11 protein-coding genes are annotated in these 12,516 nt (G+C 56.3%); 5 read left to right on the top strand and 6 right to left on the bottom strand.

Annotated elements, in window-relative coordinates:
• Position 1 precedes the first annotated feature (1 nt).
• The gene (gene pepT / locus N1689_RS05835; RefSeq protein WP_161736914.1) at positions 2–1,228 is read right to left on the bottom strand and encodes a peptidase T; all 1,227 of its coding nucleotides are present in this window, start codon (positions 1,226–1,228) and stop codon (positions 2–4) included.
• 127 nt (positions 1,229–1,355) lie between these two features.
• On the opposite strand from pepT, the gene N1689_RS05830 reads away from it, so the two are divergent.
• Entirely contained in the window at positions 1,356–2,951 is a 1,596-nt protein-coding gene (locus N1689_RS05830; protein ID WP_260058243.1) for an ABC transporter substrate-binding protein, read from the top strand.
• Positions 2,952–3,465: 514 nt separating this feature from the next.
• Here N1689_RS05830 and N1689_RS05825 read toward each other — a convergent pair.
• Positions 3,466–4,380 (bottom strand): LysR family transcriptional regulator, encoded by a 915-nt coding sequence (locus tag N1689_RS05825; RefSeq protein WP_161737003.1) that lies wholly within the window; start codon positions 4,378–4,380, stop codon positions 3,466–3,468.
• A 140-nt stretch (positions 4,381–4,520) separates the two neighbouring features.
• Here N1689_RS05825 and N1689_RS05820 point away from each other — a divergent pair, with 140 nt between their 5' ends.
• Together N1689_RS05820 and N1689_RS05815 are read left to right on the top strand one after the other, a co-directional pair.
• Positions 4,521–5,942, top strand: coding sequence for a M20 family metallopeptidase (locus N1689_RS05820; RefSeq protein ID WP_260058241.1), 1,422 nt, complete (start codon positions 4,521–4,523; stop codon positions 5,940–5,942).
• Positions 5,939–7,207, top strand: a complete 1,269-nt coding sequence (locus tag N1689_RS05815) for an MFS transporter (protein ID WP_161737001.1) — start codon at positions 5,939–5,941, stop codon at positions 7,205–7,207. Before N1689_RS05820 ends, N1689_RS05815 begins: the two co-directional genes overlap by 4 nt.
• A gap of 307 nt (positions 7,208–7,514) precedes the next feature.
• On the opposite strand, the gene aldA is transcribed toward N1689_RS05815, so the two are convergent.
• A complete protein-coding gene (aldA, locus tag N1689_RS05810; protein WP_260058239.1) occupies positions 7,515–8,951 on the bottom strand; it encodes an aldehyde dehydrogenase in 1,437 nt (478 codons plus the stop codon).
• A 196-nt stretch (positions 8,952–9,147) separates the two neighbouring features.
• On the opposite strand from aldA, the gene N1689_RS05805 reads away from it, so the two are divergent.
• Entirely contained in the window at positions 9,148–9,414 is a 267-nt protein-coding gene (locus N1689_RS05805; protein WP_098050469.1) for a DksA/TraR family C4-type zinc finger protein, read from the top strand.
• Between the two features lie 3 nt (positions 9,415–9,417).
• Here the strand turns inward: N1689_RS05805 and N1689_RS05800 are convergent, their stop codons facing one another.
• Both N1689_RS05800 and N1689_RS05795 read right to left on the bottom strand, forming a co-directional pair.
• A complete protein-coding gene (locus N1689_RS05800) occupies positions 9,418–9,516 on the bottom strand; it encodes a YoaK family small membrane protein (protein ID WP_008925225.1) in 99 nt (32 codons plus the stop codon).
• A gap of 43 nt (positions 9,517–9,559) precedes the next feature.
• On the bottom strand, positions 9,560–9,883 hold the full coding sequence (locus N1689_RS05795) for a hypothetical protein (protein ID WP_260058235.1): 324 nt from the start codon (positions 9,881–9,883) through the stop codon (positions 9,560–9,562).
• A 358-nt stretch (positions 9,884–10,241) separates the two neighbouring features.
• Between N1689_RS05795 and rhaT the strand changes: the two genes are divergently transcribed.
• Positions 10,242–11,276, top strand: coding sequence for an L-rhamnose/proton symporter RhaT (gene rhaT / locus N1689_RS05790; RefSeq protein ID WP_222924000.1), 1,035 nt, complete (start codon positions 10,242–10,244; stop codon positions 11,274–11,276).
• A gap of 373 nt (positions 11,277–11,649) precedes the next feature.
• Here the strand turns inward: rhaT and rhaR are convergent, their stop codons facing one another.
• A complete protein-coding gene (gene rhaR / locus N1689_RS05785; protein WP_161735872.1) occupies positions 11,650–12,516 on the bottom strand; it encodes an HTH-type transcriptional activator RhaR in 867 nt (288 codons plus the stop codon).

Genomic DNA, 12,516 nt, shown 5'->3' with positions numbered 1-12,516 from the left:
CTTAACCCGCCGCCATATAACAGAGCTTTTCTGCCACCTGATAGGACTTCACAAACGACGGTATCGGCAGAAACTCGAAACGTGAATGGAAGTTATGTGCGCCGGTAAAGAAGTTCGGCGTCAGCAGCCCTTTGGCGGACAGTGCCGCGCCGTCCGTGCCGCCACGCATCGGAATCACTTTCGGCTCAATCTCCAGCGCGGCAAAGGCGCTGAAGATCAAATCTATTGCCCGGCGATCCTCACCCAGTGCATTACTGATGTTGCTGTAGATATCGCTGATCGTGATGCTGACCTCGCCGGTGGGATAGCGCGCCGCAAGATCCGCTGCCGCCTGCTGCAACTGCTGCTTACGGGCTGCGAAGCTTGTCAGATCAAAATCACGGATTGAAGCCTTCAGCGTCGCCTTGCTGGCGTTGGCCTGAATCTCATTAAACCAGATGTAACCTTCGCGGCCTTCGGTGTGCTCCGGTGTCTGCTGACGATCAAACAGGCTGATGTAGTCATGCGCCATCAACAGCGGATTGACCAGCACGCCTTTGCCCGACATCGGATGTGCCGGCACACCGGTAAACACAATCTCTGCCGCGGCACCATTAAAGTTCTCGTACACCACTTCGCCCAGTTCGCAGCAGTCGATGGTCCAGGCAAAATCGACATTAAAGCGCGTTTCCAGATCCAGAGCTTTCGCACCGCGCAGGCCAATCTCTTCATCCGGCACAAAGGCCACCACGATATCGCCATGATCGCCTTTGAGGTTCGCCAACAGCGTCATCACCACGGTGACCGCCGCTTTATTGTCTGCGCCCAGCACGCTGGTGCCATCGCTAAAGATCACCTGCTGGCCGACGTAAGGCGCGATCTCCGGATGCTCATCGCGGCGCAGCCAGATATCCTGCTCTGCATTCAGACAGAGATCGTCACCCTGCCAGGTGAGAATCTGCGGGTGGATATCGGGCGACAAACCGACATCAACGGTGTCGATGTGCGTAATAAACCCGATGCGCGGTGCGTCTGGACGGTTGCCACGTTTCACCGCGGTCACCGTAGCATGTTTATCAAGCACCACCTCATCCAGCCCCAGCGCTCGCAGCTCGTCCGCCAGCAGTTCCGCCATGGCGTGCTGGCTCGGCGTACTCGGCAGAGTCGTGGATTTGGCATCGCTCTGACTGCTGACGGCGAGGTAACGGAAAAAACGTTCGGTGAGTTGCGACTCAAGTTTGTCTGTCATCACTATTCCTTATTAGTCAGCCATGGGCGGGGTTCGCTATGGTGCCGAATCGTGCTATCAATGAAGCATCTGAATGATTCATTTAGATATTGTGATCACCGGAAGTCAATACAAAGCGAGGATGATAATGAAAATCAAGATAGCCACCTTAGCGCTTGTTACGGCTGGGATAGCGCTGGCTGGCAGCGTTAACGCCAAAACGCTGGTCTACTGTTCTGAGGGATCGCCAGAGAATTTTAACCCTCAGCTCTATACCTCCGGAACCAGTGTTGACGCCAGTGCGGTGCCGGTCTTTAACCGGCTGGTGGACTTTACGCCTGGCACCACCGACCTGGTGCCCAGCCTGGCAGAACGCTGGGAGATCAGCCCGGATGGCACCGTCTACACTTTCCATCTGCGCAAAAACGTGAAGTTCCAGAGCAACAAACAGTTCAAACCCAGCCGCGACTTTAACGCCGATGATGTGATCTTCTCGTTTATGCGCCAGATGGACCCGAAAAATCCCTACCATAACGTCTCTGGCGGCACCTATTCCAACTTCGAAAGCCTCGAACTCTCCACGCTGATTAAAAGTATCGACCGGGTTGATAACCACACCGTGCGCTTTACGCTCGCCCATCCTGAAGCGCCGTTCCTTGCCGATCTCGCGTGGTATTTCGCCTCAATCCACTCGGCTGAATACGCAGATGCCATGCTGAAAGCGGGGACGCCGGAGAAGGTCGATATGAACCCGATCGGCACCGGCCCGTTTGAGCTGGTGCAGTACCAGAAAGATTCCCGCATCCTCTACAAAGCGTTCCCGGACTACTGGCAGGGTAAGGCGAAGCTTGATCGACTGGTGTTCAGCATCACGCCGGATGCCTCTGTGCGCTATGCCAAGCTGGAGAAGAACGAGTGCCAGGTGATGCCATTCCCGAATCCCGCCGATCTCGACAAAATGCGCGCCAATCCGGATATCACCCTGGAACAGAAGGCGGGTCTGAACACCGGCTTCCTGGCATTCAACACCACCAAAGCGCCAACCGACAACGTTAAAGTGCGGCAGGCGCTGGCAATGGCGATCAACAAACCGGCGATCATCGAGGCGATATTTAAAGGCACCGGCACGGTCGCGAAAAATATCCTGCCACCAGGCGTCTGGAGTGCGGACAAAGATCTGAAAGATTACGACTACGATCCAGAAAAGGCCAGAGCGTTACTGCAACAGGCGGGTGTGAAACCGGGCACCGAGATTGCACTCTGGGCGATGCCGGTTCAGCGGCCTTACAATCCGAATGCACGCCGCATGGCGGAGATGATTCAGTCGGACTGGGCCAAAGTTGGCATCAAAGCCAGTATCGTCAGCTATGAGTGGGGCGAGTACCTGAAACGCGTTCGCAGCGGCGAGCATCAGGCGGCGCTGATGGGCTGGACCACCGCGACCGGCGATCCGGATAACTTCTTTGGCCCGCTCTACAGCTGCACCTCTGCACAGGGTGGTTCCAACTCCTCAAAATGGTGCTATCAGCCGTTCGAGAAGTTAATCACCGAAGCCCGTGCTGAGCCGGATCAGGGCAAACGTACTGCGCTCTATCTGCAGGCGCAGCAGATGATGCATGACCAGATGCCCGCCGTAATGATTGCACACTCCACCATCTTTGAGCCGGTGCGCAAATCGGTCAGCGGCTATCAGGTCGACCCGTTCGGCAAACACATCTTCTATCAGGTTGATATTAAGCAGTAACCCGTAGCAGTTAACTTCAATGGCCCGCACATCAGTGGGCCATTGCAACTGCTGACAAACTCACATGAGTTTGATTCTAACCGCAACACATAAGCTGAATGCGAAGGGAACACGAGCAGAGGAGGAACGCGTCCCGCGCCATGGACAAAAACGCCGGGCGTTTTTGAACAGCGCAACGCGCTGGCCCGGGTACGGGCGCACCTCAGGGATGAGGTGCGTACTAAAAACGCCGGGAGCGTTTTTGAACAATGCAACGCGTTGGCCCGGCAACGGGCGCACCTCAGGGATGAGGTGCGTACTAAAAACGCCGGGAGCGTTTTTGAACAACGCAACGCGTTGGCCCGGCTACGGGCGCACCTCAGGGATGAGGTGCGTAATCGCGCGGGCCGGGCATGCCATGGATGGCGGCTGTTGCGACTTTCCGGTCTGGTCGTATTCCCTTAGCCGGCACCGTCTCACAGCGAATCGGCGCAGATCTTAATTACCATTCAAAATACCCACGCTAGTGTACCCCTTATCCCATCCTCACCTGCTGATCCATCTCAGTCAGCCGATGCTGCAAAAACTGCAAAAACAGCGTCAGAGCCGCATTGCGCTGACGTCCCGACACTGTCTGAAGCTGCAGCGTGCGTTGACTCAGTTGGTCCACCCCCATCGATCGCAACACCAGATTTCGGGACTCGCGCTCAAACAACAGGGTAAACGCGCTACAGATGGTCACCGCCTGCGGCGTATGCAGCAAAAAGTGATAAAGCGTAGCGAAATAGTCGCAGGTCAATACCGGTTCAACCACGCAGTCATTCATCTGACAGGAGAGATCAAACAGCTGCCGCACGGTCGTGTGATGGCCCGGCAGCGCCAGCGGCCAGCGATGCAGATCGCCCAGTGTTACCTCACGTGACGCCAGCGGATGTGACTCATGCATCGCCAGTAACACCGGGGCAGGCCACGAGCCAAGCACCTCAACGCTGCGCTCAGGCTGGAGACTGAATTGCAGCGCCACATCGCATTCACCCGCCCTGACACATGCCGCCACGCCCTGGGAGTGCGTCACAATAATCGCAAACAGTGCGCCGGGATTCGCCAGTCGAAACTCCGCCAGCAGGCCAGGCAACAGACTAAACGCCATGCCATCCGTGCAGGCGATACGGATCAGGCTGCGGCGTACCGCTTTCAAGCCCTTAATCTCCGCAAGCGCATATTCCATATCAAGCTGACTTTTACGCACGTGATGCGCAAAAATCTCACCCGCCTCATTCAACACCATGCCGCGCGCATGCCGCTCAAAAAGGGGCACACCAACCTGCGCTTCGAGCCGCTGAATCTGACGGCTGATCGCCGACACCGCGACAAACAGTTTCTCACTGGCGGCGCTCAGCGAGCCGCTCTCAACGACCGCCAGGAAATAGCGTATCTCGCTGCTTAACATGGTCACTCCGACAAAATGCATCATAAAAGGGCAGCATAGCCTTGCTTTAAAAGCAAAGCGCACTCGATAAATTGATAATTGTGGCAATGGGTGAAGTTTGTCAAAGATAAAGCACGATAAAAATAACAGACAGGGCAAACATGACAGAGCAACAGGCAGTTGACCAGGCGATGCACTATTTCGATAGCGGTGAGTTTCAGAAGCTGCTGGCACGGCGTGTCGCCTGCGTGACAGAAAGCCAGCACACCAACCGACGGACAGAGCTGGACCACTATCTGCAGCAGGAAATTGGCCCGCAACTGGCGAAGATGGGGTTTACGCTGCACCCGTTTGACAATCCGCAACCCGGCAGCCCGCCGTTTCTGATCGCCACCCGCATTGAAGATCCGCTAAAACCGACGCTGTTCTGCTATGGCCACGGCGATGTCGTGTTTGGCGACGATGAAAACTGGCGAGAAGGATTATCGCCGTGGCAACTCACAGCTGAAGGCGACCGCCTGTATGGACGGGGAAGCGCGGATAACAAAGGGCAACACTGCGTTAATTTCGCGGCGCTGGAGCAGGTGTGGCAGGCACGCGGCGGCGCGCTAGGCTTCAACTGCAAAATCCTGTTTGAAATGGGTGAAGAGATCAGCTCGCCGGGGCTGGCTGAGATCTGCCATCAACAGCAGGCGCTGTTAAAGGCCGATCTTTTTATCGCCTCGGATGGCCCGCGTCTTAATGCGCAGCGGCCAACACTGTTTCTGGGTTCGCGCGGTGCGGCGAACTTTCGTCTGACTATTCGGGCGCGTGACAACGCCTACCATTCCGGCAACTGGGGCGGATTGCTGAGCAATCCCGGTACCCAGTTGGCCAGTGCGATCGCCTGCCTGGTGAATGCGCAGGGCGTATTACAGGTTACCGCACTGAAACCGGACTCTCTGACCGACGCCGTGCGCGCCATCCTCAGTGATATTGATGTGGGCGGCATGCCGGGCGATCCCACACTTGCTGACGGCTGGGGCGAGCCTGGTCTGACACCTGCCGAGCGGCTCTATGGCTGGAACACGCTGGAGGTGCTGGCCTTTGAAACCGGCAATCCGGCTCGACCCATGAACGCGATTCCGGGCAGCGCCACAGCGGTATGTCAGCTGCGTTTTGTGGTCGGCACCGACTGGGCAAATCTGGTGCAACATGTCGAACGTCATCTGCATCAGCACGGTTTCGATAACGTCAGCGTGGAGTTTCTGCGCGGCTCACCGGCAACACGGCTTGATCCGCAGGATCCGCTGGTGGACTGGGCGCTGGATACGCTGGCGCGTAGCAGCGGCAAAAAACCGGCACTGCTGCCCAATCTCGGCGGCTCGCTTCCCAATGAGGTCTTCGCCGACATTCTGGGCCTGCCGACGCTGTGGGTGCCACATTCCTATCCCGCCTGCGGCCAGCATGGCGTTGACGAACATATGCTCATCTCGATTGCACGGGAGGGTCTGGCGATCATGACCCGGCTGTTCTGGCAACTGGGAGAAGAGGGCGAACAGCTGATGACGCGCCACCATCAGTGGCGGAGAGGTGAACAATGAGCAGCATCGCGCAAAGTGCCCCGCAGGTGAAACCAAGCCTGCACAAAACGCTGTTCGCCACCTGCATCGGTAACGCGCTGGAGTGGTTCGACATTGCGGTTTATGGCTTTTTTGCCAGCTATATCGCGCACGTCTTCTTCCCGGTCAGCGATCCGTCGGTATCGCTGCTGCTGACCTTTGGTAGTTTTGGTATTTCCTTCCTGATCCGTCCGCTGGGAGCCATTGTGCTCGGCAACTATGCCGACCGGTATGGTCGCAAAAAGGCGCTGCTGCTGTCGATTAACCTGATGATGCTGGGCGGGGCGATCATTACCTTTATGCCGGGCTACGCCACCATCGGTCTGGCGGCACCGCTGCTGATCATCCTGGCGCGTCTGATTCAGGGCTTCTCTGCTGGCGGCGAATTTGGCAGTTCGACCGCCTTCCTGGTGGAGCACTTTCCTGAGCGCAAAGCCTTTATCGCCAGCTGGCAGTTCGCCACCCAGGGGGCGAGCACGCTGATGGCATCGGTTTTTGGGCTGGGGCTGACACAGTGGCTGAGCGAAAGTGAGATTCAGGCGTGGGGCTGGCGTATCCCGTTTGCTTTCGGCTTACTGATTGGGCCTCTGGGGATCTACATTCGCCGTCATGTGCAGGAACCTGCCAGCTTTGCATCGCAGGAAAAGGAAGCCGCACCGCTTAGAACGCTGTTCGGGCGGCAGAAAGCGCTGATCGCGCTGGCAATTGGCGTGATGGTGATCTCGACCGCAGTCAACTACATGCTCAATTACATTCCGACCTATGCCACCAAAACGCTGCACCTGCCAGGCTCGGTCGCCTTCACCGCCACGCTGATAGCGGGGATTATCCTGACGGTGGTAACGCCCATCATGGGGTTGTGGGCGGAGCGTATTGGCCGGTTGCCGCTGATGTGGGGATCGCTGCTGTTACTGGTGGTCACCATCTATCCCGCATTTAAATGGATGGTCGATCATACCACGCCCACCACGCTGATCCTGCTGGTGGCCTGGATGGCGCTGCTGAAGTCGATCTACTTCTCGACGGTGCCGTCGGTGATGGCCGATCTCTTCCCGGCGACTACCCGCGCCAGCGGGATGGCGATCAGTTACAACGTGGCTGTAACGGTATTCGGCGGGTTTGCGCCGCTGATTTGCAGCATGCTGATTGCCGCCACCGGCAGCAGTCTGGCACCAGGCTACTACCTGATGGCAGTGGCTGTGCTGAGCGGTATCGCGCTGCTGCGCTGCAGTAAGCGGGTGTCATAGCAGAATCAGAAACGTTCTGTAGTGAGATCGAGCCTGCGCAGAAAACACGGTCAGATCGGAAAGTCGCAAAAGCCGCCATCCCTGGCATGCCCGGCCCGCGCGATTACGCACCTCATCCCTGAGGTGCGCCCGTTGCCGGGCCAACGCGTTGCGTTGTTCAAAAACGCTCCCGGCGTTTTTGTCCGTGGCGGGGAACACTTTCCTGCTCTGACCGTGTTCCCTGCGCGTTGAGCCTATAGGGTGCTGCCACACTCACACTGATTCAGTCTTGTCATGACTCTGTCAGGTCTGAAAATCGAGCCTGCGCTTAACTGAACTGCAGATAGGCAACATGGGTCTGCAGATACTCCTCCAGACCATGTTTTCCATCGGCTCCGCCGACACCCGACTTACGCCATCCGGCGTGAAAGCCCTGCATCGCCTCAAAGTTCTCACGATTAACATAGGTTTCGCCAAACTTAAGTTTTCGCAGCGCAATCAGGGTGGTATTGAGGTTCTGCGTATAAATTGAGGAGGTCAGTCCGTACTCGCAGTCGTTGGCCAGCGCAATTGCCTCATCCAGCGTTTTAAAGGTCATTACCGGCAGCACCGGACCAAAAATCTCCTCCTGCATAATCGCCATCTCCTGACGGACATCGGTCAGCAGCGTGGGCTGGAAGAAAAAGCCTCGCTCTCCGGCACGCTTGCCGCCCAGTACTACTTTTGCGCCTGCGGCAACGGCGTCTGCCACTTTCTGCTCGACCCGATCCCGTGCGGCGGCATTAATCAGCGGTCCCATATCGATATCACTGCGTTCGGCGGGATCGCCAAACGTCACCTGCTGAAATGCGGTAGTCAGTGCGCTGATAAAACGATCGTAAATACCTTCCTGCACATAGACGCGCTCCACGCAGTTACAGACCTGGCCGCTGTTGATAACTCGTGAGCTGATAATAGATCGCACCGCGAGATCCAGGTCGGCATCCTCCATCACGATGGCGGGCGCTTTGCCGCCCAGTTCCAGCGACACTTTGGTCACATTTTTAGCCGCGGCTTCCATGGTGGCGATACCTGCGCCGACGCTGCCCGTCAGGCTCACCAGCCCGACCTTAGGATTTGCCGCCAGTTCCTGTCCCACTTCCGGTCCCAGACCATAGACAATGTTGATGACGCCAGTGGGCAGACCCAGCGTCTGGATAATGTCGGCAAACAGTGCGGCATTGTTCGGCGTCAGCTCGCTGGGTTTAATCACAATCGTGTTGCCCGTGATCAGGGCTGGCGCCGCTTTGCGGGCGATCAGGAAAAAGGGAAAGTTCCACGGTAAAATCCCGGTGGTGACGCCAATCGCTTTTTTAAAAAGGAAGATGTTTTCGTTGGGGCGGTCGCTGTTGATGATCTCGCCTTCATAACGGCGGGCCCACTCCGCCATGTAATCGAGGTAGTCGGCGGTAAACAGCACTTCCGTCCTGGCCAGTCCCTGGGTTTTGCCGCCTTCCGCCACGATGGTTGCCGTCAGTTCAGGCTCGCGGTTGCGGATGGCGCCGGCGATTTTGTGCAGCCAGACGCCGCGCTCTGCCGCAGGCAGCGCTTCCCACGCCGGCTGAGCGGCTTCGGCGGCATTGATCGCAAGGCTGGCATCCTGACGGGTGCCCTGGGGTATGCGTGACAGCAACGCTTCAGTGGCCGGATTGGTGACTTCAATCCACTGGTCACCCTGATGGGCGACAAACTCGCCATTAATGTAATGTTGATGATGTGTTGTCATTCGCTTAGCTCTCCGCTATCGATACGTTGCAGTAATGTGATAGCAGGGTGAAACAGATCGCTAAACGTGACCTTTAGCTTATTGCCAGCCTGGTGGTCCGGATGGCAGCCAATCACAGATATCGGTGAGTTCTGCGGCAAAAACGTCAATCTGTTGTAGATTTAAAAGAGTGAAATCGTGAAAAAGGGGTTAAATCATGGCAAGCGGATGGGCGGCAGAAGGCGCAGTACAGGAACAGATTGATAGCACCGTTAACGACGGGATTGAGCGGGTCAGACAATCGCTCGGGCAGGGCGAAAGCGCCACCGAATGTGAACTCTGCGGCGAACCGATTCCCGAAGCGCGCCGTCAGGCACTCAAAGGGGTGCATTACTGCGTGGCGTGTCAGGAAAAAATCGACAAACAGCAGCAGACCAGCAGCTTATATAACCGTCGGGGCAGTAAAGACAGTCAGCTGCGCTAACTCTCAGGAGCCTGGCATCGCCAGGCCGCTGCCAATAAACCACGCCAGAAAGCCCACGCCCGCCACGATGATGGCGATCGGAAACAGAATTCCAATTCTCATATTCAACCTGCTGCAAACAGCGATTTCAGGGAGCGCGATCTTATCATGAGATCTGGAGGACTGCGCGGTGGGTTTTCAGCAGGGTGAAAAGCTGGAACTGCGTTGCCTCGTTCTCCTCACGCAGCACCTCGCCTTTTTTATAAATAATATGATGTACATGGCCGAGCTGACGCCAGACCACAATCGCCGAGGCGATAAGGGCGCAATGTTGCTCCGCCTGCACACACTCAATGGTGGCATAGTGCGTTTCATCCAGACCATTCACAAACACCTTTATCGCATCTGCAGGTAATATCGCCCGGAGATCATCCAGCATCACCTGGCTGACTGACTGCGAAAGAAACAGTGTTAACCACTTCGTTGTCATCCCAATCCCTGATCCAATCAATTTGCCCCAGTTTATACGACCTTCTCTGCGGTAAAGAAGGCTTCTTTGCCCTTTTGCCACCATACCAGTTTAAATGGCAGTCAGTTTAAAAGTGTGCTGCGCCACACAGCAAAATGATAAAAAAGTCAGAATAATAAGATACTTAACATATTCATTGTCCGGTTATCTGACAACGTTGAAATTGTGATCCTTAACGTTGATAACGGGTAAATATTGCCACTTCGCTGCGGCTTCCGGCATTTATCCAAAGGCTGAGGAATTCCTGCAAAACGTAGACTGCATGCTGAACGGAAGCTGACAGGTTTCCGACAGGCCTCAACCTAACCGGGGAATAACAATGAACAGCGCCATTATTGCAGGTATATTCTGGCATTTTGTCGGTGCTGCCAGCGCCGCATGTTTTTACGCGCCTTTTAAACAGGTGAAAAGATGGTCATGGGAAACCATGTGGTCAATTGGTGGCCTGATGTCGTGGCTGATCCTGCCGTGGGCGGTGAGTGCCATTTTACTGCCAGACTTTATGACCTATTACAGCAGTTTCACGCTGTCGCAACTGACGCCGGTCTTTCTGTTTGGCGCGATGTGGGGCATTGGCAATATTAACTACGGCCTGACCATGCGTTACCTCGGCATGTCGATGGGAATCGGTATCGCAATTGGCATTACCCTGGTGGTCGGCACGCTGATGACGCCACTCCTGCAGGGCCGTTTTGGCGAACTGTTCGCCTCGGCGGGGGGCCGGTTAACCCTGCTGGGCGTGCTGGTGGCGCTGATTGGCGTTGGGATTGTGACACGTGCCGGGCTATTAAAGGAGCGGGCGCTGGGAATAAACGCCGAAGAGTTTAATCTCAGAAAAGGACTGCTGCTGGCGGTAATGTGCGGCATTTTCTCAGCGGGTATGTCCTTTGCGATGGATGCGGCGAAACCGATGCATCAGGCCGCCGCTAATCTGGGCATCGATCCGCTTTATGTGGCTTTACCCAGCTACGTCATTATCATGGGCGGCGGTGCACTGGTGAATCTGGCCTTCTGTTTCTGGCGGCTGGCCACCCGGCCTGAGCTGTCGGTACGTAAAGATTTCTCTGTCGGGAAGTCGCTGCTGATTGCCAATACCGCTTTTGCGGTGCTCGGCGGCACCATGTGGTATCTGCAGTTCTTCTTTTACGCCTGGGGCCACGCCAGAATCCCGGCGCAGTATGACTACGTCAGCTGGATGTTGCACATGAGCCTTTACGTTCTGTGTGGTGGCCTGGTGGGCCTGCTGATGAAAGAGTGGAAGTCAGCAGGGCGTCGCCCGGTGAGCGTGTTATCGATCGGTTGTGTGGTGATCATCATTGCCGCTAACATCGTCGGGCTGGGTATGGCGGCCTGATTGCGAAGAGTAATGCTGTCTTTATGCAGGAAGGGCCTGAATAACAGGCCCTTAGCGTTAGCAAAGATGCGGTCAGATCGTGCGCGCTCAGGGAACACGATCAGATCGGAAAGACGCAAAAGCCGCCATCCATGGCATGCTCTACCCGCACAATTACGCACCTCATCCCTGAGGTGCACCCGTTACCGGGTCAACGCTCTGGGTTGTTCAAAAACGCCTGGCGTTTTTGTCCATGGTGCGGGACGCTTTCCTCTTCTGACCGTGTTCCCTGCGCTTTGTAGCATGTGCATTGCTGCTCATTCATTGCGGCAATCTCAGTGCGCTAAATTGTTTGCCGCAAGGGTGTTGAATGGGCCTCCAACACAGGCCCTTTTTATTCAGACTCGGCACTTTTCAAAACCTGCCGTGGCGCAATAAATCGCTGACGCCAGGCGCTGGGCGTTAAACCGGTATCACGGGTGAAGACCACCGAGAAATAGTTACTGTCATCAAAGCCGCAGCGGGCGGCAACCTCACTAATCAGGCAATCCTGAGTGCGCAGCAGATATTTTGCCTGGCAGAGCTGCAACTGGCGCAGGTAATGACCAATGGTCATTCCGGTCTGCTGACGAAAAAGCTGCCGCAGCGCCCGCTCACTGAGCTGATTCTGCTGACAAAATGCCGCCAGATCGAAGGGACGGGCAAGGGCACCCTGCAAGGCTGACATTAGCAGATCGAGCTGTTCCCCCTCCGGCAATGCCCAGGGGCGATCGGCAGCGTAACCATGGCGGCGCAGAATCAATGCCAGCTGTAAAAACAGTGCCTCAGAGAGCTGCACTGACAGCGGATCGCTTTTGCGGCTTTCACGCTCCAGCTGGCTGATAACACCACGGGCCAGTGACATGCCGCGCGTGGTCAGACGCCAGCAGCTGGGCGAGTCCGGTCCCTGTTGTGGCAGGAGCTGATTCCAGTCAAGGCTAAGGCCAAAGCGGTCACGGCAGTAGAGGATATTATCCAGCACCAGATTGTTGACGCTATCGTAGCTATGGCAGTCACTGTCGCGGATATAAAAAACATCGCCGCAGGTTATCAGCCAGGGACGATCATTGAGGACATGCAGGCCGTTACCGCGCCAGACAATCACGATTTCGCTGAATTCGTGTTGATGGGGCGGAAAGGAGGGTTGGGGCATCCTTTCGGCAACCGCCACCGGTAAACTGGCGGCGGGAAAATAGTCATCCCGACTGAGTATCAACGCCAT

The sequence above is a fragment of the Pantoea sp. XY16 genome, assembly GCF_025153065.1.
Taxonomy (GTDB): domain Bacteria; phylum Pseudomonadota; class Gammaproteobacteria; order Enterobacterales; family Enterobacteriaceae; genus Pantoea; species Pantoea alfalfae.
This window is presented reverse-complemented; position numbering and strand designations above follow the sequence as displayed.

Bases quoted from the DNA above. Each gene is read 5' to 3' on its own strand.
- N1689_RS05805 (WP_098050469.1), top strand. From the start codon at position 9,148: ATGGCAAGCGGATGGGCGGCAGAAGGCGCAGTACAGGAACAGATTGAT.
- N1689_RS05800 (WP_008925225.1), bottom strand. From the start codon at position 9,516: ATGAGAATTGGAATTCTGTTTCCGATCGCCATCATCGTGGCGGGCGTG.
- N1689_RS05830 (WP_260058243.1), top strand. From the start codon at position 1,356: ATGAAAATCAAGATAGCCACCTTAGCGCTTGTTACGGCTGGGATAGCG.
- rhaR (WP_161735872.1), bottom strand. From the start codon at position 12,516: ATGGCGTTGATACTCAGTCGGGATGACTATTTTCCCGCCGCCAGTTTA.
- N1689_RS05820 (WP_260058241.1), top strand. From the start codon at position 4,521: ATGACAGAGCAACAGGCAGTTGACCAGGCGATGCACTATTTCGATAGC.
- N1689_RS05815 (WP_161737001.1), top strand. From the start codon at position 5,939: ATGAGCAGCATCGCGCAAAGTGCCCCGCAGGTGAAACCAAGCCTGCAC.
- N1689_RS05825 (WP_161737003.1), bottom strand. From the start codon at position 4,380: ATGTTAAGCAGCGAGATACGCTATTTCCTGGCGGTCGTTGAGAGCGGC.
- rhaT (WP_222924000.1), top strand. From the start codon at position 10,242: ATGAACAGCGCCATTATTGCAGGTATATTCTGGCATTTTGTCGGTGCT.
- aldA (WP_260058239.1), bottom strand. From the start codon at position 8,951: ATGACAACACATCATCAACATTACATTAATGGCGAGTTTGTCGCCCAT.
- N1689_RS05795 (WP_260058235.1), bottom strand. From the start codon at position 9,883: ATGACAACGAAGTGGTTAACACTGTTTCTTTCGCAGTCAGTCAGCCAG.
- pepT (WP_161736914.1), bottom strand. From the start codon at position 1,228: ATGACAGACAAACTTGAGTCGCAACTCACCGAACGTTTTTTCCGTTAC.